This window comes from Eikenella sp. HMSC071B05, from assembly GCF_001811325.1.
Lineage (GTDB): Bacteria > Pseudomonadota > Gammaproteobacteria > Burkholderiales > Neisseriaceae > Eikenella > Eikenella corrodens.
The window spans coordinates 193850-216460 of record NZ_KV804539.1; the positions used below are offsets into that span (position 1 = coordinate 193850).

Annotated in this window: 20 protein-coding genes and 1 pseudogene; 6 read left to right on the forward strand and 15 right to left on the reverse strand. The window is 55.8% G+C overall.

Annotated features, from left to right (window positions below):
- Nucleotides 1–11: 11 nt before the first annotated feature.
- The 6 genes from HMPREF2796_RS01845 to pssA all read right to left on the reverse strand — a co-directional run bounded on the left by HMPREF2796_RS01845 (nucleotide 12) and on the right by pssA (nucleotide 5341).
- The gene (locus HMPREF2796_RS01845; protein ID WP_070630503.1) at nucleotides 12–902 is read right to left on the reverse strand and encodes a helix-turn-helix domain-containing protein; all 891 of its coding nucleotides are present in this window, start codon (nucleotides 900–902) and stop codon (nucleotides 12–14) included.
- The gene (gene pilW, locus HMPREF2796_RS01850) at nucleotides 899–1672 is read right to left on the reverse strand and encodes a type IV pilus biogenesis/stability protein PilW (RefSeq protein WP_070630505.1); all 774 of its coding nucleotides are present in this window, start codon (nucleotides 1670–1672) and stop codon (nucleotides 899–901) included. The genes HMPREF2796_RS01845 and pilW overlap by 4 nt, the downstream gene beginning before the upstream one ends.
- A 5-nt stretch (nucleotides 1673–1677) precedes the next feature.
- Nucleotides 1678–2769, reverse strand: a complete 1092-nt coding sequence (rlmN, locus tag HMPREF2796_RS01855) for a dual-specificity RNA methyltransferase RlmN (protein ID WP_070630507.1) — start codon at nucleotides 2767–2769, stop codon at nucleotides 1678–1680.
- A 126-nt stretch (nucleotides 2770–2895) separates the two neighbouring features.
- Nucleotides 2896–3321 carry a nucleoside-diphosphate kinase gene (ndk, locus tag HMPREF2796_RS01860; protein WP_023887445.1) on the reverse strand — a complete coding sequence of 142 codons (426 nt, stop codon included), beginning with the start codon at nucleotides 3319–3321 and terminating at the stop codon, nucleotides 2896–2898.
- 207 nt (nucleotides 3322–3528) lie between these two features.
- On the reverse strand, nucleotides 3529–4341 hold the full coding sequence (locus HMPREF2796_RS01865) for a sulfite exporter TauE/SafE family protein (protein WP_070630509.1): 813 nt from the start codon (nucleotides 4339–4341) through the stop codon (nucleotides 3529–3531).
- A gap of 211 nt (nucleotides 4342–4552) precedes the next feature.
- Nucleotides 4553–5341: a CDP-diacylglycerol--serine O-phosphatidyltransferase gene (gene pssA / locus HMPREF2796_RS01870; protein ID WP_003823673.1), complete on the reverse strand. Its 789-nt coding sequence runs from the start codon at nucleotides 5339–5341 to the stop codon at nucleotides 4553–4555.
- A 233-nt stretch (nucleotides 5342–5574) separates the two neighbouring features.
- On the opposite strand from pssA, the gene lpdA reads away from it, so the two are divergent.
- Entirely contained in the window at nucleotides 5575–7377 is a 1803-nt protein-coding gene (gene lpdA / locus HMPREF2796_RS01875) for a dihydrolipoyl dehydrogenase (RefSeq protein ID WP_070630512.1), read from the forward strand.
- 191 nt (nucleotides 7378–7568) lie between these two features.
- Here the strand turns inward: lpdA and HMPREF2796_RS01880 are convergent, their stop codons facing one another.
- Together HMPREF2796_RS01880 and HMPREF2796_RS01885 are read right to left on the reverse strand one after the other, a co-directional pair.
- Nucleotides 7569–8711, reverse strand: a complete 1143-nt coding sequence (locus tag HMPREF2796_RS01880) for a PilT/PilU family type 4a pilus ATPase (RefSeq protein ID WP_246826836.1) — start codon at nucleotides 8709–8711, stop codon at nucleotides 7569–7571.
- 125 nt (nucleotides 8712–8836) lie between these two features.
- The gene (locus tag HMPREF2796_RS01885) at nucleotides 8837–9280 is read right to left on the reverse strand and encodes a universal stress protein (protein ID WP_070630518.1); all 444 of its coding nucleotides are present in this window, start codon (nucleotides 9278–9280) and stop codon (nucleotides 8837–8839) included.
- Between the two features lie 289 nt (nucleotides 9281–9569).
- Between HMPREF2796_RS01885 and HMPREF2796_RS01890 the strand changes: the two genes are divergently transcribed.
- A complete protein-coding gene (locus HMPREF2796_RS01890) occupies nucleotides 9570–10529 on the forward strand; it encodes a factor H binding protein domain-containing protein (protein WP_070630520.1) in 960 nt (319 codons plus the stop codon).
- A gap of 164 nt (nucleotides 10530–10693) precedes the next feature.
- The gene (locus tag HMPREF2796_RS01895; RefSeq protein ID WP_070630522.1) at nucleotides 10694–12145 is read left to right on the forward strand and encodes a surface lipoprotein assembly modifier; all 1452 of its coding nucleotides are present in this window, start codon (nucleotides 10694–10696) and stop codon (nucleotides 12143–12145) included.
- 105 nt (nucleotides 12146–12250) lie between these two features.
- Here HMPREF2796_RS01895 and mtgA read toward each other — a convergent pair whose 3' ends face one another.
- Nucleotides 12251–13021, reverse strand: a complete 771-nt coding sequence (mtgA, locus tag HMPREF2796_RS01900) for a monofunctional biosynthetic peptidoglycan transglycosylase (RefSeq protein ID WP_210385335.1) — start codon at nucleotides 13019–13021, stop codon at nucleotides 12251–12253.
- A gap of 180 nt (nucleotides 13022–13201) precedes the next feature.
- Nucleotides 13202–14146 carry a LysR substrate-binding domain-containing protein gene (locus tag HMPREF2796_RS01905; RefSeq protein WP_070630523.1) on the reverse strand — a complete coding sequence of 315 codons (945 nt, stop codon included), beginning with the start codon at nucleotides 14144–14146 and terminating at the stop codon, nucleotides 13202–13204.
- Nucleotides 14147–14589: 443 nt separating this feature from the next.
- Between HMPREF2796_RS01905 and HMPREF2796_RS01915 the strand changes: the two genes are divergently transcribed.
- The 3 genes from HMPREF2796_RS01915 to secB all read left to right on the forward strand — a co-directional run bounded on the left by HMPREF2796_RS01915 (nucleotide 14590) and on the right by secB (nucleotide 17511).
- On the forward strand, nucleotides 14590–15282 hold the full coding sequence (locus tag HMPREF2796_RS01915) for an OmpA family protein (protein WP_023887437.1): 693 nt from the start codon (nucleotides 14590–14592) through the stop codon (nucleotides 15280–15282).
- A gap of 187 nt (nucleotides 15283–15469) precedes the next feature.
- A complete protein-coding gene (gene dacB, locus HMPREF2796_RS01920) occupies nucleotides 15470–16897 on the forward strand; it encodes a D-alanyl-D-alanine carboxypeptidase/D-alanyl-D-alanine endopeptidase (RefSeq protein WP_210385336.1) in 1428 nt (475 codons plus the stop codon).
- 152 nt (nucleotides 16898–17049) lie between these two features.
- Nucleotides 17050–17511, forward strand: coding sequence for a protein-export chaperone SecB (gene secB / locus HMPREF2796_RS01925; protein WP_003823659.1), 462 nt, complete (start codon nucleotides 17050–17052; stop codon nucleotides 17509–17511).
- Between the two features lie 92 nt (nucleotides 17512–17603).
- Here secB and HMPREF2796_RS01930 read toward each other — a convergent pair whose 3' ends face one another.
- The 5 genes and pseudogenes from HMPREF2796_RS01930 to HMPREF2796_RS01950 all read right to left on the reverse strand — a co-directional run bounded on the left by HMPREF2796_RS01930 (nucleotide 17604) and on the right by HMPREF2796_RS01950 (nucleotide 22590).
- Complete coding sequence (locus HMPREF2796_RS01930) at nucleotides 17604–18050, reverse strand: acyl-CoA thioesterase (RefSeq protein ID WP_070630525.1); 447 nt, start codon at nucleotides 18048–18050, stop codon at nucleotides 17604–17606.
- The gene (locus HMPREF2796_RS10700) at nucleotides 18043–19185 is read right to left on the reverse strand and encodes an LpxL/LpxP family acyltransferase (RefSeq protein WP_246826835.1); all 1143 of its coding nucleotides are present in this window, start codon (nucleotides 19183–19185) and stop codon (nucleotides 18043–18045) included. Before HMPREF2796_RS10700 ends, HMPREF2796_RS01930 begins: the two co-directional genes overlap by 8 nt.
- A gap of 108 nt (nucleotides 19186–19293) precedes the next feature.
- Nucleotides 19294–19707, reverse strand: a pseudogene (locus tag HMPREF2796_RS11630) (glycosyltransferase family 2 protein); the annotation flags it as partial.
- A 619-nt stretch (nucleotides 19708–20326) separates the two neighbouring features.
- Complete coding sequence (rmuC, locus tag HMPREF2796_RS01945; RefSeq protein WP_070630529.1) at nucleotides 20327–22165, reverse strand: DNA recombination protein RmuC; 1839 nt, start codon at nucleotides 22163–22165, stop codon at nucleotides 20327–20329.
- An 80-nt stretch (nucleotides 22166–22245) separates the two neighbouring features.
- The gene (locus HMPREF2796_RS01950) at nucleotides 22246–22590 is read right to left on the reverse strand and encodes a barstar family protein (RefSeq protein WP_070630531.1); all 345 of its coding nucleotides are present in this window, start codon (nucleotides 22588–22590) and stop codon (nucleotides 22246–22248) included.
- Nucleotides 22591–22611 lie beyond the last annotated feature (21 nt).

Below are 22611 nucleotides of genomic sequence, written 5' to 3' on the forward strand. Positions count from 1 at the left end.
AAGAGGTATGGTTATTGGGCGGCATCGTCTTGGCCGCCGGCAGTGAAGGCGGCGGTTTTTTGGTCGACCATGTGCTCGGCCACATTGATGTCGCGGCCGCTGTAGCTGGCTAAACTGTTTTTGGCAAAGCCGATGCGTACGCGGTAGGGGCCGTTGCCGGAGAAGCGGTATTCGCTGCCGGCCGGCACGATTTTGCTTACCAGCATTTGGCCGTCTTTATCGGTTACGGTGAGGAAAGAGCGGAAGCGCAGTTTGAGCACCAATTCGCCCTGAGCCGATTGGATGCCTGCAGCGGCGGCCGGTACAGAAGCGGGGTTTTCTAACGGTTGCGGCTGGCTACCTGAAACCGCGGGCAGGGAGGCGGCAGGTGCGGAGGCTTCTTGCAGCGGCAACACCTGCACATTGCTGCTGTCTAAATTGGGCGGCAGGATTTGGTTTTCCGGAATGCTGGTTTGGGCATTTTGTTTTTGATGTTCGGTGTTGGACTTCATCTGCCACAACACCACCACGCCCACAATCGCGGCAGCGGCGGCCACGCCGAAAATCCAGCGCGGGAAGGGCTTTTTAATCGGAGCGTTGTGGTAGGTCATCTTCACATTGCCATCTTCTTTGGCCAAGGGGCTTTGGAATTGGCTGGGGGCAACTATCTGCTCCAAATAGCTGTTTAATACGGCTTCGTCCAAATTCAGGTAGCGTCCGTAGCTGCGCAGAAAGCCGCGCACAAACACGGGCTCGGGCAGTTTGCTAAAATCGGCGTTTTCCAACGCCTCCACCTGGCGGGCGGGCAGCTTGAGGTGTTCCGACACATCACCAAGCGACAGTTGTTGCTGTTCGCGGTTTTGGCGCAACAATTTGCCCAGTTCTTCAGCGGCAGCCAGTTGGGGGGTTGAGATCTCGGTCATTGGGGTCTTCCTGTGGTAATTTCTTGAAGTTCGGGCGAATACGGATAGTTGGTGCGCAGCTGCGCTTCATATTCATAGGCAGCCTGGGTTTGGCCGCGGGTGCGGGCAATTTTCCAGCCCAACAGCAGGTCGTCGGCACTGAGGCGGTCTACCTTGCTTTGATATTGACGGAACTGGCGGTCGGCCTCGCCTAGATTGCCTTCCATCATGCGTACGCGCGCCATTTCTTTCTGTGCGGGCGCAAAGCTAGGATCGGCAGCCTGGGAGCGTTCCAGATAGGCCATAGCCAGATTGTATTGCCCCAAGCGGGCGCTACAGATACCTTTGTTCATGTAGGCTACCTGCGGGCTGGGATAGGTGGGGTCGGCCAAGGCGCGGTCGAAATAGGCCAGGGCCTGGTTTGCACGGCCGCCGGAATTGCATAAGAACCAACCGTAGTTGTTGTTGATTTCTGCGCTGTCGGGTTTGATAGACAGGGCGCGTTGGAAACTTTCTTCCGCTTTCTCTGGTACTTTCAGATATTGATAAATCTCAGCACGCACCAGCCAGGCGTTTTCGTTACGTGGCTGAACCTGCAAGGCTTCCTCAATCGCCGATACAGCGGCGCGGTAGTCGTGCGAATTCATGTATTCGATGGCCAGCTGGGTTTTGATGGCGGCAATTTCTTCCGGCCGGTTGCGCACTTCTTTGTTGCCGGTGTGGATGGTGATGCCGCCGCAGCCGGCAAGCAAAGCGAGCGTCGTCAGGGAGGCAATTAAACTTTTTTTCATGATAATCAACCTTTCACAACTTGTAATTGCAGCCATTTTTGTTGGCGGCGGGTTTTGTCTTGTACCTGTCCGGCCAGCTGGCCGCAGGCTGCATCGATGTCGTCACCGCGCGTTTTGCGCACGGTAACCACCAAGCCTGCCTGATATAAGATATCGCGGAATACACGAATATTCTCATTGCTGGAGCGGTTGTAGCCGGAATTGGGGAAGGGGTTAAACGGAATCAGATTGAATTTGCAGGGAACGTCTTTAACCAATTCCAACAGCTCGCGGGCGTGTTCGGGCTTGTCGTTTACGCCGTCGAGCATAACATATTCGAAGGTAACGAAGTCGCGCGGGGCTTTGACCAGATAGCGCTGGCAGGCGGCCATCAGCTCTTTGAGCGGATATTTTTTGTTAAGCGGCACAATTTCGTTGCGGATGGCGTCGTTGGGGGCATGCAGCGACACAGCCAGCGCCACCGGCATATCTTCTTTGAGCCTGTCCATCTGCGGCACCATGCCGGAGGTGGATACGGTAACGCGGCGGCGGCTGAGGGCGTAGCCGTGGTCGTCCAACATGATGGAGAGCGCGGTAACCACATTATCGTAGTTGGCCAGCGGCTCGCCCATGCCCATCATCACCACATTGGAAATCACACGTTCGTCTTTGGGGGTGGCGCCCAGTGCTTTGTTCGCCCACCATAATTGGCCGATGATTTCGGCGGTGGAGAGGTTGCGATTGAAGCCTTGGCGACCGGTGGAGCAGAAAGTGCATTCCAGCGCACAGCCCACCTGCGAGGAAATGCATAGCGTACCGCGGTCGGTTTCGGGGATGAACACGGTTTCTACGCCGTTGCCGGTGCCCACATCCAACAGCCATTTACGCGTACCGTCGCGGCTTTCCTGCGCAGCCATCAGCGCGGGCACGCCCACTTGCGCGCTGTCGTTGAGCTTGGCGCGCAGCGATTTGGCCAGGTCGGTCATTTCATCGAAATCGCCGGCTGCCCCTTGGTGCATCCAGCGCATCACTTGGCGGGCGCGGAAGGGTTTTTCCCCCATTTGGGCGAAATGGGCGGTGAGGCCGGCGAGGTCGTAGTTGAGCAGGTTGGTTTTCATATGAGCGCCGCAAATCGGCTGGTTGTGTTCTTAGGTTTTATGATTTGTATATAAAGGCTTAAAGGCTACCTGAAAACTGCGTTTCAACACGTTTGAAACTTTCAGGTAGCCTGCAGCTTGGCTGGTTTAACGCGGGCAGATTTCCTGCTCGCCGAAGAAATAGGCCACTTCGATGGCGGCATTGGCCAAGCTGTCGGAACCATGCACGGCATTTGCATCGATAGAGGAAGCAAAATCGGCGCGAATGGTGCCGGGAGCGGCTTCTTTCGGGTTGGTGGCACCCATCAGCTCGCGGTTTTTAGCCACTGCGTTTTCGCCTTCCAACACCTGCACCATCACCGGCCCGCTGGTCATGAATTTCACCAGCTCGGCAAAAAACGGGCGCTCTTTGTGCACAGCGTAGAAACCCTCGGCTTCCTCCCGGGTGAGGTGCTTCATTTTGGCAGCCACGATTTTCAAGCCGTTGCTTTCAAAACGGCTGTAGATTTTGCCGATAACATTTTTGGCCACGGCATCGGGCTTGATGATGGAAAGGGTGCGTTCAACGGCCATTTGGTTCTCCAATCTAATTCACTATCAATATATTGGCCGCTACGGATTTTTATCCCGCCCAAAGGCGTGCGGCTGGCGGACGGCATTTTAGCAAGTTTTCCGCGCGATTGCTTGTTCGGATACGGATTTTTGCATTTATCGGTTTTAGCTTGGCATACTCGGTTTGAAGGCTACCTGAAAACTTATGCAGAATGACGGCGTCTGGCCCTATGCTCCGTGCAGCAATTTCCACAGCATCTGGCTGCCAATTACCACCATCAACACCCCGAAAGCCCGCTTCAAACCGGCCGGCGGCAGGCGGTGTGCCGCTTTTACGCCCAAGGGCGCGAACAGTACCGTGCACGCACCCAGCACCACAATGCACGGCACATACCAAAAGCCCACTGCACCCGCAGGCAGCCCCGGCACATTCCAGCCGGAAAACAGATAGCCCAGCGCCCCAGCTGCCGCAATCGGCCAGGCCAGCACGCTGGAAGTGGCCACCGCCTGGTGCACCGGCACGCGGCAATACATCATAAACGGCACCGACAACGACCCGCCGCCGATGCCCACCCAGCTGGAAAGCAGCCCGAACAGCCCGCCAATTCCCGCCTGCATCCGCCCGCTGGGCAGCGTGGCTGCCGGTTTCGGATTGAGTTGAAGCAGGTTTTTTGCTGCCACCGAATAGCAAAATACGATAAACAGCACCTGCAGGCCGAAGGTGGGAATCCGGTTCGATACCAGCGAACCCAGCAGGCTGCCCGCCACCAGCCCGGGCGCCATGCGCCGCACAAACTCCCAGCGCACCGCACCTTTTTTCTGCTGTGCCCACGCGCTGGAAAAGGTGGTGAACACCATCACCGCCATCGACGTGCCCACCGCCAAATGCTGGCCGTGATCGCCAGTGATGTCCTGCCTGCCCAGTGCCCATAGCACAATCGGCACAATAATCATCCCGCCGCCGATGCCCAGCAGTCCGGCCAAAAATCCTGCTATCGCGCCCACCGATGCCAGCGGCAGCAATACTTCCATGCTCCACATTGTTTTGCCTCCACTCCAGCCAATCAACTTAAGCCGCCGCTATGGCGTTCCCACCTTGTATCGGAAATTCATTTGCTTGGCTATATAAAACCGCTGCCGGAAAGCAAATCGGCAGCGGCGTTTCATTTTTGAAATTTCAGGTAGCCTTTAGCCGTTCAGACCAATTTGGCTTGGCACTTGCCTACCTATAAATTCAGGTTGTTACCACTTTTCAGGTAGCCTCTGTTTCTTTTTCTGCTTCCTGTTGTTCTTTCTGCTTGCGGTCACGCTGCCAAAACCACATCACATAGCCCGACAAGCTATAGGCCAAAAACAGCAGGAACAACACCAACGAAGGTTCCCAAGTAATCACCAAAAAGCCGATCACGGCCAAGAGCAATCCGAAAAACGGCACCTTGCGCCGCACGTTGATTTCTTTAAAGCTCCAAAACCGCACCTGCGCCACCATCGAAAGCCCGGCAAACAGCGTGATGATCAAGCACCACCAACGCGCCAGCGGCAGGCCGCCCAGGTTGTGATCCATCCACACCAGCCCGATTACCAAGGCAGCTGCCGTCGGGCTCGGAATGCCGATAAACCAGCGTTTGTCCACCTTGCCGATTAAAGTGTTGAACAAGGCTAGGCGCAAAGCTGCGCAGGCGCAATAGATAAAGGCCACCGAATAGCCGATGCGCCCGAACTCGAAAAGCTGCCACTTATAGGCAATCAGCGCGGGCGCCACGCCGAAGCTCACCATGTCGGCCAAGCTGTCGAGCTGTTCGCCGAACGCGCTTTGGCTGTTGGTCCAGCGCGCCACGCGGCCGTCCATGCCGTCGAGCAGCATCGACACAAATACCGCCACTGCCGCCGTCTCGTAGTGGCCGTGCATGGATTGAGTAATGGCGAAAAATGCGCAAAACAAGGCCGTCAGCGTAAACGAATTGGGCAGTAGGTAGATGCTGTTTTGGCGGAAGGCTTCAAGGCGGCTGGCGGGCTGTTCGGGGGGGAGTGGCTGGGTCATTTGAGGCTACCTGAAAACTTGATAATGTAGGAGGCTATTATATACCTATCCCGACATCGCTGTGCCTGCAGCAGTAAAACCCGTGTTGATAAAGCTGCGGGAAAGGCAAAGAAGTGCGTTATAATCCGCCCCGTCGAGCAATTAATCGGGCTGAATGCCGAAAACTTGGCCGCATTCCATTTTTCAGGTAGCCCTTTGTTAATTAATCTAATACTCAAGAAAGGCACAACACAATGAGCTTAATCGAATTGAAAGTACCCGATATCGGCGGGCACGAAAATGTAGACATCATCGCTGTGGAAATCAAAGCAGGCGATACCATCGCTATCGACGACACCCTGATTACGCTGGAAACCGACAAAGCCACCATGGACGTGCCGGCCGAAGCCGCAGGCGTGGTGAAAGAAGTGAAAGTGAAAGTGGGCGACAAAATCTCCGAAGGCGGCGTGATTGCTGTAATAGAAGCCGCCGGTGCGGCTGCCGCTGCCGAAGCACCGAAAGCTGCCGCCGCGCCGGCGCCGGAAGCCCCCAAAGCCGCTGCGCCCGAACCGCAAGCGGCACAGTTTGCCGGTTCTGCCGATGCCGAATACGACGTGGTGGTATTGGGTGGCGGCCCCGGCGGCTATTCTGCTGCCTTCGCCGCGGCCGACGAAGGCCTGAAAACCGCCATCATCGAGCAATACAGCACCTTGGGCGGCGTGTGCCTGAACGTGGGCTGTATCCCGTCTAAAGCACTGCTGCACAACGCAGCCGTGATTGACGAAGTGAAACACTTGGTGAAAAACGGCATCAAATTCGGCGAACCCGAAATCAATGTAGACGAACTGCGCGGCTACAAAGAAAAAGTGATCGCCAAACTCACCGGCGGCTTGGCAGGCATGGCCAAAGCCCGCAAAGTGGACGTTATTCAAGGTAACGGCCAATTCGTAGGTGCAAACCATATCGAAGTGTCGCTCACCGAATCCACCCAATACGAACAAGCCACCGCAACCGGCGCGAAAAAAACCGTTGCCTTCAAAAACTGTATCATCGCCGTGGGCAGCCGCGTGGTGAAACTGCCCTTCATTCCTGAAGACCCGCGCATTGTGGACAGCACCGGCGCGCTGGAACTGCGCCAAAACGGCGGCAAACTGCCGGAAAAAATGCTGGTCATCGGCGGCGGCATCATCGGCCTGGAAATGGGCACCGTGTACAGCACGCTTGGCGCACGCTTGGACGTAGTAGAAATGATGGACGGCCTGATGCAGGGCGCCGACCGCGACTTGGTGAAAGTGTGGGAGAAAATGAACGCCCACCGCTTCGACAACATCATGACCAACACCAAAACCGTGGCGGTAGAAGCCAAAAAAGATGGCATCTATGTGACCTTTGAAGGCGAAAAAGCGCCGAAAGAGCCGCAACGCTACGACTTGGTGCTGGTGGCTGCCGGCCGCGCGCCGAACGGCAAACTCTGCTCCGCCGAAAAAGCCGGCGTGGCCGTTACCGAACGCGGCTTCATCGAAGTGGACAAACAAATGCGCACCAACGTGCCGCACATCTACGCCATCGGCGACGTGATCGGCCAACCCATGCTGGCGCACAAAGCCGTACACGAAGGCCATGTGGCTGCCGAAAACTGTGCCGGCCACAAAGCCTACTTCGACGCACGCGTGATTCCGGGCGTGGCCTATACCGACCCAGAAGTCGCTTGGGTGGGCGTTACTGAAGAAATCGCCAAACGCGACGGCATCAAAATCACCAAAGCCGTATTCCCGTGGGCTGCCAGCGGCCGCGCCATCGCCAACGGCCGCGACGAAGGCTTCACCAAGCTGATTTTCGATGCCGAAAGCGGCCTGATTATCGGCGGCAGCATCGTCGGCACCCACGCCGGCGACATGATCGGCGAAATCTGCCTAGCCATCGAAATGGGCTGCGATGCAACCGACATCGGCAAAACCATCCATCCGCACCCCACCTTGGGCGAAAGCATCGGCATGGCGGCAGAAGTGGCCAACGGCACTTGCACCGATTTGCCGCCGCAGCGCAAGAAGAAATAAGCGTTCGGCAGCTTAAACGCTGAATAGAAAAGGCTACCTGAAAAATTTCAGGTAGCCTTTTGGTCATGGCGTAAGGTATCTGTTTAACTGTGTTGAGGCTGACACTTTGGCGTTTTGGAGCCTAGTCTTGGCTGTACCAGGACCATTGATCCATTTTGCTGAAGCTACGCGTTCAGGTAGCCTTTCCCACCTTAGACTTCGTCAGCTTCATCCATGCCGACGATGGCTAGGCTGTCGATGCCGGATTTTTCGTTGTTGCGGCCGCGTTTGCTGTTGAGCTGGATGTTGAGGCGCAAATCATTCACCGAGTCGGCGTTTTTCAGGGCGTCTTCGTAGGCAATGTGGCCGGCTTCGTAGAGGTCGAACAGGGATTGGTCGAAGGTTTGCATGCCCAAGTCGCGGGAGCGGGCCATGATTTCTTTCACGCCGTGGATGTCGCCATTCAAAATCAGCTCGGCAATCAGCGGGGAGTTGAGCAGCACTTCCACGGCGGCCACGCGGCCTTTGCCGTCGGGCTTGGGCACGAGGCGCTGGGAAATGAAGCCTTTGAGGTTGAGCGAGAGGTCGTTCAACAGCTGGGTGCGGCGCTCTTCGGGGAAGAAGTTGATGATGCGGTCGAGCGCTTGGTTGGAGTTGTTGGCGTGCAGGGTGGCCATGCAGAGGTGGCCGGTTTCGGCGAAGGCCAGTGCGTAGTCCATGGTTTCGCGGTCGCGGATTTCGCCGATGAGGATCACGTCGGGGGCTTGGCGCAGGGTGTTTTTGAGGGCGGCAAACCAATTTTCGGTGTCCACGCCCACTTCGCGCTGGGTGATGATGCAGTTTTTGTGCGGGTGCACGAATTCGATCGGGTCTTCGATGGTGATGATGTGGCCGTGGCTGTTTTCGTTGCGGTAGTCGATCATGGCGGCCAGGGAGGTGGATTTGCCGGAGCCGGTACCGCCCACAAAAATCACGAGACCGCGTTTTTCCATCACCACCTGTTTCAAAATCGGCGGCAGGTTCATGTTGTCGAACTTGGGAATCTGGCTGGTGATCACGCGGCACACGAGGGCGGCGGCACCGCGCTGAACCATGGCGTTGATGCGGAAGCGGGACACGCCGGCCAGGCTGATGGCGAAGTTGCATTCTTTGGTGTTATCGAATTCTTCGGCCTGTTTGTCGTCCATCAGGGCGCGGGCGATGAGGGCGGTGTGGTCGGCGGTGAGCGGTTTGTCGGTAATCGGGGTGAGCTTGCCGTCGAGCTTCATGGCCGGGGGGAAGCCGGCAGTGATGAATAGGTCGGAGCCTTTGCTCTGCACCAAGTGGTTGAGCAGGCCGTGGATGAATTTTTTCATCTCTTCGTTGTAAGCGGGGATTGCCATAGGACGTTTTCCATTTGGGTTAGGGTTGTGGAGTATTAGATGACGTTTTCAGGTAGCCTTTCTGCACGGGCAGGAGTCTACCTGAAAATATATTGAAGCTAGGCTTCGCTGTCCGGACGGCGGAACAGCAGCACGGGCATGGGGGCTTGGCGCAGCACGCCTTCGGCCACGGAGCCCATCAATAGATGCAGCAGGCCGGAGAAGCCGTGGGTGCCCATGGCGATGAGGTCGCACTCTTGGCGCACGGCCTCTTTAATCAGCACGTCGGAAATGCGCATGCCGTCGTTTTCCAGGGTGTCCACTTCGTATTTCACGCCGGCTTGTTGCATGATGGTTTCAGCATGCTCGGCCACCTGCATTTCGGCCGCATACAGCTCTTCGGAATTGGGCAGGCGGCTGGCTTCGCGCTTGAGGTCGCTTAAATCCACCACATGCACGGCCACCAACACGGCATCGGTTGCCTTGGCCAGCCGGCAGGTCTGTTCCAGGGCGTAGAGAGAGGTTTTGCTGTCGTCTATCGGAACGAAAATCCGTTGATACATTTTGCCACTCCTTTTAGTTGCTGGCAGCCGGGCAGGATTGCCGCCGCCAATTCTTTGCAGACCGAATCACTTTACCTGTAATAGGATTGTAAAGCAAATGACCGGTTTTTACAGAAAACCACTTCGCTGCCGGAGTCGGTTACAGGAATTCCACGATTATTCGGCCAAAGTTAGCCGATCGGGCTACTACTAACGGCTGAATGAACCCCCTATCTCCTGCCTGCTAGACTGCAAAACTTCAAAATTTAACAAATTTTAAAACTTAAAAATAAAGTAGGAGTTACCAACAATGAAACATTTGCTCAGCACCACCATTATCGCTCTCAGCTTGGCTGCCTGCGGCAGCAGTGGCGGCGGCCCCCCTTCCGTGCAAAACAACACGCCTCAAACCGCCGCGTCGCCCGATGCCGAGTCTTCCGCCGTTAAAAACCGTTCCAGCTTAGACTACCGCCGCAATTATGCCGGAGTGGTCAGCAGCAAGAGTGTGATTGCCGCCCAAACCCTGATGGGACCACAGGCCGGTAACAACACACGCGGTGAGAAAGACCTCACTCTCACCCTTAACGGCCGCAGCTACGGCCTGAACGACCGTATCAATATCACCGCACTGCCGGACGGCCTGCTCGAGCTACCCTACAAAGCCGAATGGACATCTTTGAAAGTCTCCTACCCAGACAGCCGCGATGTGAAAGTGGAAGAGCAAGGAAAAATGTATATCTACCAACGCCCATACTCCATGGTGTTGGCCACTTTGCCCAGTGCCTATCGCTATGATGGCGCTAACGATCCGAACAACCGACTCAACCGACCGGATACTATGCGCGTACAGTTAGTGAGCGGCCTGCCCGTGAACGATGCTACCATCACCCGTCTCAGCGGCAATACGTTTAACTACAGCGGCGAATCGTTTGCCAATTTTGGATCGGGCGTGGAAAAAGGTGCGTTTAACTACAGCATCAATTTCACCGACAAAACCGGTAGCGGCCGTATTACCGGCATGGCTTCCACCGGCGATATCGAATTGCGCCAAGGCCGTATCAGCGGCGCATTACCCTATAATCCAATGCTGTCGGCTGCCGAACGCACTAAAGGCATTAGCGGCAACGCCGTTTCCGACCGCATGAACGCCTATCAATACTACCTTTCCATCTTCGGGCCAAATGCTGAAGAAGTGGCAGGCCTAGTAGAAGGAAGCCGCAGCGGCCCCAATGGTCAGTGGCATGTCGGATTCAGCGGAACCAAGCAATAATCTGCCGAATATTTTGTACAGCCGTTCCGCATAGGAAAGAAACGCGACAAAGCAGTTAAGTAAAGCATGGCTACAGGCTACCTGAAAACAGCCCGATAGAGTTTCAGGTAGCCTGTAGCCGTCATTCATCTAACATCTGCCATCTATATTTTGTTTCAGCCGTTATGATATCCCTCTTCCGCCATCCGGCCATTCTGATGCTCTGCCTGCTGCCATTCTGCACGATGGCCGCACCGACAACCCTCGTGCCGCACGATGACAATCCGCCATGGCCGCAGCCACCCCAGCCCATTCAAACTAGCGACAGCATCGCCCCGAAAACACCCCCAAGAGACCCCCAACCCTCCAAGCACCTGACCGAAACCGATCTGCGCGCCAATCCTACCCTGACCGAACACCTAATCAATCAGGCCATTCTCAATCACCAATGGGATTTGCTGGCTGACCTGCTGGATTTATATCAAACCATGCCAAACCACGATACCGTGCTGTACGATTACGGCAAAGGTGCCTTATTGCGCGGGCAGGGCAAGCTTGAGCAGGCAATCAGGCATTATGCCGCCATTGTGCAGCGGCGGCCGGAACTGTCTTATGTCCGGTTCGACTACATGGCGATGTTGTTTGAAAACCACCAATACCGCCAAGCCGACCAACAGACCGAACAATTGGAACAGTCCGACCTGCTGCCCGAAGCAAAACAACTGGTGGCGCAATACCGCCAAACCATGCAAAAACGGCAGGCGTGGCAAGCCGATGCCTCGTTGCAATACGAACGGAACGACAACGTCAATAACGCCTCCTCTGCCCGCGAACTGCGCTTGGGCTCACGCGTGTGGGTGCGTGATGAAGCCTCGTTGCCCCAGAAAGCCACCGGCCTGCGTTACAGTGCCGCACTCGACCGGGCCGTGAACATCGGCGGCAACCACTTCCTCACCGGCGGCGTTGGTTTGGACGGTGTGTTTTACTGGGATCGGCGCGAGTACAACGAAGAAAACTTACGTGTGCAGGCTGGTTACCGCTTCCGCAATATCCGCAGCAGCTGGCAGATACAGCCCTATACCGAATTCAGCTGGTTTTCAGGTAGCCCATACAGCCGCCAATACGGCATACAGGGGCAATATAGCCGCCAAATCGGCTCAAAATGGAAAATCAGCGTGATGGCCGCCCGCAGTTGGCGGCATTACCGCAGCCCAAACGTTGCACAAAGCTACAACGGCCCGCAAACCCAATTAACCGCCACCGCCGCCTGGATGCCTATCGCAAACAGCCTGCTCTATATCGGTTTAGACTGGCTGGAACACCAAACCCGTGACCCATCGGAAGCCTCCGTCCGACGTGGCATCCGCTTCGGCCTGATGCGGGAATGGCCGCAATTTGGCCTGCGTGCAGACATCCGCTTGGGCAGGCGGCAGTTCCGCCAAACGCACTTCTTTTTCCCCGTGGTGCGCTCCGACCAAGAAACCCAGCTCAACTTGTCGCTGTGGCATCCCAAACTGCAATGGCACGGCCTGATGCCCCGCCTAACCTACCGCTATCTGAATATCAACAGCAACATTCCGGAACTCTACCAACGACGCAGCCGCCAATGGTTTATCGAAGTGGAACGTCGGTTTTGAGCATCGGAAGCTTCGCTGAAATACTGCATCCATGCACTGCATGAAAAAGGCTACCTGAAAAACGGAATGGGTTTTTCAGGTAGCCTTTGATTGACAGATACCAAACTATTCTTCGTCCGGCGGCAAATCGGCGCTGCCCATGCGGCGCAGGATGATGCGGGTTTTATTGCGCAGGCGGCGGTCGTTGCGGTGTTGCTGGAAGTATTTGGGGTTGGGCAGCATGGCGATGAGTGAAGCAGCTTCACCGGCGCGCAGGCGGGATGCCGGCTTGTGGTAATAATGCTGGGCGGCGGCTTCGATGCCATAGATGCCTTCGCCGAATTCGGCCACGTTCAGATACACGGTGAGGATGCGCTCTTTGCTCCACATGCTTTCCATCATCACGGTAATCACGGCTTCTTCAGCTTTGCGCACATAAGAGCGTTCGGCAAACAGAAACAGGTTTTTGGCCAGCTGTTGGCTGATGGTAGAGCCGCCGGCGCGGATGGTGCCGCTGCGCTGGTTGCGGCGCATGGCGTGTTCGATGCCGTTCCAGTCGAAGCCGTCGTGGTTGCTGAACTGGGCGTCTTCGCTGGCGATGGCCGCCTGTTTCACCACGCGGGCGATTTGGCTGTCGTCCACCCAGGTTTGCTGCACGCGGGAAAAGGTGGAGAGGTTGTGGCGCAGCATAAAGGCGCTGGTGTGCACGGGCTGGCCTTTCCAATAGGCTAAAAGCAGGAGAACCAGCAGGTGGAAGCCCAGTAGGAGGAGGATGATGCTCCACACCAAGCGCTTAAACCAGCGGCGCAACAAGCCGGGGCGTTTTTTGGTGGGTGGTGCAGCAGGTATGGGCTGGGGGATGGGGCTGGAAACGAGTTCGGTGGGCTGGGTATCCATCGGCAAATCGATAGTGACAAGACGGGGCGATTATAAAGGAATCCGGTTTTAATTTTGGTGAAGCTTGTGTTTTGGCTTTGCCAAGACATCGTTTCAGGTAGCCTTTAGTATGACTGACAGGCTACCTGAAATATTGGCTCCAACCTGGCTTGTGTAAGACTGAAGTGAAATAGCCAATCATTAAATTGAGAAGTCTTCGCGAATCGGCTCGTATAGCGCCTGCTCGATACGGTCGCGGGTGAGACCGGGCAGGTAGAGCTGCATAAAATCGTAGGCGTAATTGCGCAGATAGGCATCCTGCCGCACCACGATATAGGTAAACGACGGCTTAAACAGATGGTCGGCCGGCAGGCAAACCAAATCGGCATCGCGCTGCGGGTCGTAGGCAGCATCGGCTAGCAGCCCCACGCCCAAACCGGTACGCACATAGGTTTTAATCACGCCTGCATCCATACTGGAAAGCACCACCTGCGGTAAAGCCAGCCCGCTACCGGAAAAGGCCTGCTGCAAAGCCGTATCCTGCCCGGCCTCGGTGTAGCCGATGAGCGGCATGGACGATAAGTCTGCCAGGCTGATGCGGGTTTTATCCGCCAATTCATGCCCCTGCGGCACCAGCACGCAGCGGTTCCAAGCCCGCGCGCTGATGTGGCGCAGCTCGGAATGGCGTGCATCCGCTTCCGAATTGATGGCGAAATCAGCCAAACCTTCGGCCACCATTCTATCTACAGCCGAAGGCTCGGCCTGCACTAGCGACAAGCCCACTTTCGGATACTGTCGGAAAAATTCGGCCACCACAGGCGGCAGCACATGCCGCGCCTGCGTGTAGGTGGTGGCAATGGTTAAGTGGCCGCTGTCCTGTTCGGCAAATTCGGTGCCGATGTTGCGAATGCTCTGTACATCGCGGAAGATGCGCTCGGCAATTTCCAGCACAGCCTGCCCCGGCGGGGTAACCGCCACAATACGTTTACCGTGCCGTACAAACAGCTGCACACCCAGCTCGTCTTCCAACAGTTTTATCTGTTTGGAAATGCCCGGTTGGGACGTAAACAAAATTTCCGCTGCCTCCGAAATATTCAGATTGCAGCGGTAAACTTCCAAAAAATAGCGCAGCTGTTGCAGTTTCATGATGCATCCAAGTGATATTTGTCGGATTTATGCGACAGGCCAACCGCCAAAGTGCCGTCGAAATCACCGGCTTCGCCTGAAACCAGTGAGGGCTGGATGGTATCATAGCCCGCCATCGTTATTTTGCCGCATGCCGGTAATTTGCGGCAGGATTTGTTGTTTTTTAGCAACTTATAGGGGAATATCCCTTTCTTTTGCCATTATCCTGCTGACAGTTAGGGTAATTTTGGGCATGATTGGGCACGTAGGAAACGGAGGTGCCCGTGCAGCGGGTAACCAATTCCTTATTGACAGTTCGGGCACGGTTTTTTATAGTGGTACCCCGAATATATTTGGATTACCGCAGTATTTGGGCGGTCCGTATATGGTGATTTTTGTGAAGGCCGGCATGCTGCAAAGCTTGCCAAGTCTGCGCATAACAAACTTTTTGATGAGGGAATAACATGACCAAACAGCTTAAATTAGGCGCTTTGTTCTTGGCCTTGGTTGCTTCCGGTGCCGCCATGGCGGACAGCAGCTTCAACAATGAAAAATACGGCTACACCATTAGCCAGCAGTCTCGCGAAGTGGTTCGCTCTAACTATGAGCCTAAAGGTGCTCACGAATGCTGGGAAAACAGCTTCCTGAACGCTGAAGTAGATCGCTTGGGCTTGGTAGAGTGTGGTGACCGTCAGGCAGAAGCTCCTGCTCCTGCTGAACCGCAAGTACGCGAAGAGCTGGTATCTCTGTCATCCAACTTCCTGTTTGGTTTTGACAAATTCAATCTGCGCCCTGAAGCTCGCACCACTTTGGATGAGCTGGCTCAGCGCCTGACCGGCAGCAACGTACAATCTGTACGTGTTGAAGGTAACACTGACTTCATGGGTAGCGATGCCTACAACCAACGCCTGTCTGAGCGTCGTGCTAACACTGTTAGCGAGTACTTGGTTGGCCGTGGCGTACCGGCTGAGAAAATCTCTGCCGTTGGCTTGGGCGAATCTCAAGCTAAGATGACTGAACAGTGTCAGCAAGAAGTTCGCAACTTGGGTCGTCGCGTTTCTGCCGCTCGCAAACGTAGCGCTCTGATTGCATGTATCGAGCCGGATCGTCGTGTAGACGTTCGCATCCGCACTCTGGTTGAACAGCCTGCTCAGTAATCGCTAACTGATTAGCGTTCAATACTGAGAAACCGGACTTTATACAAAGTCCGGTTTTTTCGTGCGTACTACTTGTAGCTAGAGGTAACATAAAGAAATAGCTGCTTGAACTACATTTCCCATTGCCTATACAGGTGCGATGGCGCAAAATTCGCCTGCTGGAAAATATTTTATTAAAAATAATCTTATGCTGGAAAAACTTCTACTTCTCTGCCAATACTGTTCTCGCCTGCTATTAGCATTCGCGCTCTTCTTCTATTTTCAGGTAGCCTTTGCTATCGATTTCGGCCGTATTCAGCCGGATGAGGCTGCGGTTTATGTGCAAGACCTCGACAGCGGCGAAGTGTTGCTTGCGCATCGAGCCGATGTTTCTATGAATCCCGCTTCCACCATGAAGTTAGTGACCACTTTCGCTGCCTTACGTGGGTTGGGTGGTGATTACCGCTGGCAAACCCAGTGGCGCAGCAGCGGTACCGTGGCTAATGGTGCACTGCAAGGCGATTTATATTGGGTGGGTAGCGGTGATCCTGCCTTCGACCAGCCCGATCTACTGGATATGCAGCAACAGCTGATCCGGCAGGGCATTGTGTCATTAAACGGTAAAGTGGTGCTGGATCGGCGCGTTTGGGGCGGTCTTGCCAGCGCAGAAGGTTTTGAAAACGATGCTGACGAAAGCTTTGTTGTGCCGCCAGACCCCCACATGATTGCCTACAAAGCCCTTTGGATTACTGCCGCCCGCAATGAGACTGGGCAGCCTGCTTTTTTGCTCAACCCGCCACTCTACGGCATTCAAACCGATCTCAGCCAACTTGCCGAAACAGACGGCCGCTGCGGTAAACTTTCCAATCACGTTTCCGCCAAATTTGAAAACGGCGTGCTGGTGTTTCGTGGCCGCCTGCCAGCTGCATGTATGGGCGAGAAAATGTTCATCAATTTGTTCGATGCTCCACGCTTTGCCGAAGAAAGTTTTCGCGGCTATTGGCTTACACAGGGCTTGGGTGGCCTCTATGGCTTTGGCCGGGGAGCAGCCCCCAGCAATAGCCGCATTTTGGCCACGCACTTTTCCAAGCCGCTGGGCGAAGTGCTGACCGATATGAACAAGCATTCCAATAATCTGATTGCACGCAGCGTTTTTCTCACTCTTGGCCACCAAGCAAACGGACCGCACAGCGTACAAAATGCCGAGGCCGCTGTGCGGCGGCAGCTGGTTTCTGCCGGATTGGACGACGAAGCGCTGGTATTGGAAAACGGCTCCGGCCTTTCCCGCCGCGAGCGGCTTACCGCCCGTTTTCTCGGCAGTATGCTGTTTCAGGCCTACCGCTCTCCTTTCCGAGACACCTTCATCCACACCCTGCCGATTGCCGGCACCGACGGTACTCTGCGCGGCCGATTCCGCCAGCTCGGCCGCTCGCTGCGCATGAAAACCGGCACCCTGCGCGATGTGCGTGCATTGGCCGGCTACTGGCTGCCACCCAATGGGCGCAAGCTGGCCGTGGTGGTGATTATTAACAGCCACCGTTCCGGCGGCTACCTGCCCGATATGGATGCCATGGTGCGCCGGATTGTGCACGATGCCGATAGATTGGATAACGTTCAAACCGTACCCGCCCAATAATCGGCAATGCAGCGGGAAAGCTGCCGAATACCTTATCCCTCAAGGAAAAGCTGGCAAAGCGAAGCATTTTCAGGTAGCCTAATGCAGTTTATAGCGGATCAATCCGCCAGATCTCCATTTTGATTTTTCCACCCCTTTCGCAGGAGTAAACCATGAGCGAACAAGAACAACAGCAACCGATTTTCAATGTAGAAAGACTGTATGTAAAAGATTTGTCTTTGGAAGTACCGCACGCACCGGAAGTATTCCTCAGCCAGGATGCTCCGAACGTGGAAATCCAAGTACACACCGATTCTAAGAAACTGGAAGAAGAACACCACGAAGTAACCGTTACCGTAACCGTTACCGCCAAACTGCCTGATGGCAAGGTATTATTCTTGAACGAAGTGGCGCAGAGTGGCATTTTCCGTTTGGCAAACATTCCCGAGCAAGACGTGAAAGTATTGCTCGGCATTGCTTGCCCGAACATCCTCTACCCCTACGCCCGCGAAGCTGTGTCTTCTTGCATCACCCGCGCCGGCTTCCCGCCCGTGGTATTGATGCCGATCAACTTCGAAGCCATGTACGAACAGCAACAAGCCGCCGCCAACGCTCCGGCTGCCGGCAACGCTTAATTGGCGATTGGCCAACAAAACAGGCGATGACTTTCTGTCATCGCCTGTTTTCTATAGCAGAAACCATTATTTTAATAGCCTTTCAGGTAGCCTCAATCCTTGGCCAAGGGCGCAAACCCTGCAAACTGCCGCACGGCCTGTTGCCAGCTTGCGGGGGTTTGGAATTGCATTTCGCCGTTGTCGATGCGTTGGGCGACTTGGGTGGTGTGGGCTTGGGTGAGTTTGGTGCCGCTTTCTGCGTCGCGCAGGATGTAGTCGATGCGCAGGCAGCTTTCGTATTCGGTGACGGCCATCTCCACGCGGATTTTCTGGCCGAAGCGGGCGGGGCGGATGTATTTGAGATCGAGCTTCACCACTGGCCAGGCATGGCCGTGTTTGAGCATGACGGTGTAGTTGTAGCCGATGGCGTCGAGCAGGGCGCAGCGGGCAATTTCGAGGTATTTGACATAGTGGCCGTGCCAGACGATCTGCATCACGTCTACGTCGAAAAAGGGGACTTCGATCTCGGTGTGGTGGCGGCAGTAGATGTGTTTAGCCATGAGGGGTGTTGCTCCAGAAGTCATAGAAGTTGAACCATTGCAGCGGCGCGCGGGCGGCGTGGGTGGCCAAAACGTCGGCATACTGTTGCGCCATATTTTCAATCACTTGTTTGCGCGTGGCGGCCGTCCAGCTTGGGGCCGTCTGAAAACGCTTCAGGCATAAATGATAACGGCCTTGTTCTTTTAACACGAAGACAGTGTTGGTGGGCGCGCGTAAGAGGCCGGCGAGCAGCCAGGGGCCTTGCGGCAGATGGGCGGTGTGGCCGAGGAATTGCACGGGCACGGTTTTGTTGCCGCGCACGGGGGTGCGGTCGGCGGCAATGGCGAGCCATTCGCCGGCATCGAGTTTTTGCGAGAGTTGGAGCATTTTTGCCGCGTCGAGGTCGGCTACCTGAATCAGCTGCAAATCGCTGGCACCGGCGGCTTTGAGGGCACGGTTGAAATCTTCGGCGTGGGCGTTGTGCACCAGCACGTTGAGTTTGAAGCCTTGATGGTGGGAGACGAGGGCTCGGCACACTTCGATGTTGCCCAGATGCGAGCAGATGAGGATTTGGCCGCGTGCGTTGTGGTTATCCACATCCGCATACAGGTTGTCGGGGTCTTCCACCACGAGGTCGGGCACGGTGATTTTATGCTGCCACACGGCGAAGCGGTCGGCCACGGCTTGGCCGAAGGCCGCGAATTGGCGGTATACGGGGAAACGCGCGGGCAGCGGTGCGGCGGGAAAACTGTTTTTCAGGTAGCCTTGATATTGGCGTACGCTGCGGCGTTGGGCGGCAGAGGTGAGGTAGAAATAGGCGGCAACGAGGGCGGCAATGCCGTGCACCGGCCACAGGGGCAGGTAGCGCACCAGCCATTCGGTAATTTTGAGGAAGAGGCGGTGGCCGCGTTCGCGCTGTGCCGACCAATGCGCCTGTTCGGTTGGTGCCGTTTGAGGCCGTTTGAACAGGCGGCCGATGCGGCGGGCAACCATGCCGCAAAACAGGCGGGCGTGCATTTTACTGATGAGCAGGTTGTCGCGGCGCAGGTTGAAGTGCGACACGCCGCCTGCTTCGTAGCGCACGGGCGTGTCCAGCCAGATGAAAGGCGTACCCGCCCAATGCAGGCGGATGAGGATTTCGTTGTCGAAATCCATGCGCTCGCCGATGACGGCACCGCCGTATTGGATGGGCAGCACGGCATCCAGCGGATAAACGCGGAAGCCGCACATGCCGTCTTTGATGTCGAACGACCAAGTGTGCAGTACGTTCCAAAAATCGGTGATTTTGCGGCCGTAGAGCCGCGATTTGGGCACGTCGCCGCCGTACACCGGCCGCCCGCACACTACCGCCTGCGGCTGCGACTGCGCGGTTTCGACAAAGCGCGGGATGTCGGCAAAGCTGTGCTGCGCGTCGGCATCAATCTGCAAAACGTGGCTGAAACCTTGCTCCGCCGCCAATTTGAAACCCCATTTCATCGCACTGCCCTTGCCGCCGTTCACCGGGCGGAAGGCTACCTGAACGCCCTCGCCGCGCAAGGCCTCCAAACCGGCGCGGCAGTCTTCGCCCGAGCCGTCGTCCACCACCAAAACGGGCAGGCCGCAATCTCGCAGGGCGGAAACCACCTGCGGCAGCGTGCCGAGATGTCGGTAGTGGGGGATGACGGCGAGGAGTTTCATGATGAGGCGGGAAACGGTGGAAAAAACGGGATTTTAACAAAAGGGGCAAAAGGCTACCTGAAAATCGGATGGGATTGTTTTCGCTCCGTTGCAGCTTGCGCGTTGGCTTTGCCAAGACATTGTTGCTTTTTCAGGTAGCCTTTATGTACCGCTGAGGGGCTACCTGAAAATGTCTGCTTTACGCGGATTTTCTATCTATAAATATATACTAATCCGTATTAAGTATAGCCATAACAATAGAAATAAAAGGAACTCCTATAAGTATCATCTTATATACCCAAGGGTCTTTAAAAAATGAAAATATATCAATAATGGTATCAATCCCAAGTTGGCCATTTAAAATATCCAAAAAAATAATAAAAATTGCCCCAATTATAATTGGAATTAGTATGCAAAAATAACAGCTACCAAGAGTACTTATAAATACAATCATTCTCTTATTCATTCAATGCTTTCTTATTTTCCTTCTATTATCTGTTGAAGTCATTTTTCAGCTATTAACTTCCCAACAATACTGCTAACTGTTCCCGCGCTGCATGTGATGTCTGTCAGGATAGGAGAAAGAGGTGGATAGCCAAATCGTGTCCTCCCTATAGGATTATATTTTTCAGGGAGCCTCTTACTGCCCGCCATCTGTTTTGTCTGCCAGCATCTCCGCCCCGTCGCTGTCGGCTTGCTCCACCAGCTGCGCGTCGAGCCGTTTGCCGGCTTTCACGCCCATTTGGCGCAGTTTTTCCACGCGGTCGACCAGGTTGCCGCGGCCGCTGTAAAGCTGTTTGTAGGCGGTTTGGTAGCTATCTTGCGCCTGCTGGAGGTTTTTGCCCACTTTTTCCAGCGTTTCCACGAAGCCGACGAATTTGTCGTAGAGTTTGCCGCCTTCGCTGGCAATCTGCAGGGCGTGGCGGTTTTGGTATTCGTGCCGCCAGATGTTGGCCACGGTGCGCAGGGTGGCCAGCAGCGTGCTGGGGCCGACTAGGATGATGCGTTGGTCAAAACAGGTTTGGAAGAGCTCGGGGTCTTGCTGCAGGGCGAGCAGGTAGGCGGGCTCTACGGGCACGAACATGAAGACGAAATCGAGCGATACCAGGCCTTGGATTTCATCGTAGCGTTTGGCGGCGAGCTCTTTGATGTGCTGGTGTACCGAGGCGAGGTGGGCGGCGAGATCGGCTTCGGCGGCTTCGGGGCTTTCGGCGCGGGTGTAGCGCACGTAGGCGGTAAGCGATACTTTGGAATCGACGATGATTTGTTTGTTGTCGGGCAGGTTGATGAGCACGTCGGGCTGGAGGTAGCGGCTTTCACCGTCGCTGTCGGTTTGGCGGCCGCCGCTTTGCACGAAGTATTCGCGCCCTTTCACCAGGCCGGAGTTTTCCAGCACTTTTTCCAGAATCATCTCGCCCCAGTTGCCCTGGCTTTTGTTGCGACTGCCGGTGAGGGCTTGGGTGAGGGCTTGGGCGTCTTGGTGCAGGCGGGCGTTGAGCTGTTGCAGGCGTTTGAGCTCGTTTTCCAGCGTGAGCCGCTCTTTGGCTTCTTTTTCGTAGGTATTTTGTACGAGTTGGCTGAAGCCTTGCAGTTTTTCGCTCAAGGGATTGAGCAGTTGGTCGAGCTCTTGGCGGTTTTGCTCGGAAAAACGGCGGCTTTTTTCTTCGAGGATTTGGTTGGCGAGGTTTTGGAATTGTTCGCCCAAGTTTTGGCGGGCTTGGTTGAGCAGGGCGATTTGTTCGGCGTGGGCTTGCTGCTGCTGTTCGATTTGGGTTTGCACGCGCTCGTGTTGCAGGCGGCTGGCGGCCAGCTCTTGGCGGGCGGTTTCGTAGCGCTGTTGGAGCTGCTGTTGCCGTTCGGCGGCTTCGGCCAGTTGGCTGTTGAGGTGTTGCACGGATTTTTCGGCGGCGGCGGCACGGGTTTGCCAGCTTTGGCTTTCTTCCTGTTCGGCGACGAGCTGCTGCTTGGCCGCGGCCAGCTCTTGCTGCTGTTGCTGTTGACGCTCGGCGGCTTCGGCCAAGCTGCGGTCGAGGTGTTGTTTGGACTGTTCGGCAGCTACGGCGCGGGTTTGCCAGCTTTGGGCTTCTTCCTGCCCGGCGGCGGATTGCTGCTTGGCGGCGGCGAGCTCGCGCAATAGCTGCTGCTGCCGTTCGGCCGCTTCGGTTAGGCGGTTGGTGAAATGTTGCACTGATTGCTCGGCGGCGGCGGCGCGGGTTTGGTAATCCTGTGCGGCTTGGCGGGCGGCAGAAAGCTGCTGTTGGCTGTCGGCCAGGCTTTGGGCGGTGTGGCCGAGTTGCTGTTCGTTTTGCTGACAGACTTGCTGTTGTAGGGTGAGCTGATGTTGCAGGCGGTTGGCTTCTTGCTGGTGGCGGTGTTGCGCGGCTTGGTGGCGGGCGTTTTGCCACAGCCAAACGATGAGTGCGCACAGTAGGGCGGCGGCGAAGCAGGCGATAAGCAGGATGGGGAGGGTAAAGGTCATAACAGGCTACCTGAAAAACGGTGTTTGGGCGCTAAAGCGTGAGCTTCAATGAAGTTAATTAATGGGGAGCAGGCGGCGGTTTAATCCGCTATCGAAATCCGCACGATTTTATGCTCCTGCGGGTTGCCGTGCCAATAATCGCGGTACAGTTCCAAGCAGTCGGCAATGCTGGCAAACAGTTTGGGCTGGCGTTGCTTGAGGTCGGCCAGGCCGCAAAAGGAGATGTGGATTTCGCGTTGCGGCAGCCAGCCCAAGTCGCGCATACAGTCGTTGAGCGAATCGAGGCCGCCGCTAAAATAGGCGGGCAGCTCGAAGGCTTCCTGCATGCGCTGCATCAGGTTGTGCGGGGTTTTGATGCGGGATAAATCCACGCTGATGGCGAGGGCATCCGGGCTGGTTAGGGTTTGGCGGATAAAGCGGCTCATGTGTGAGGCTACCTGAAAGCA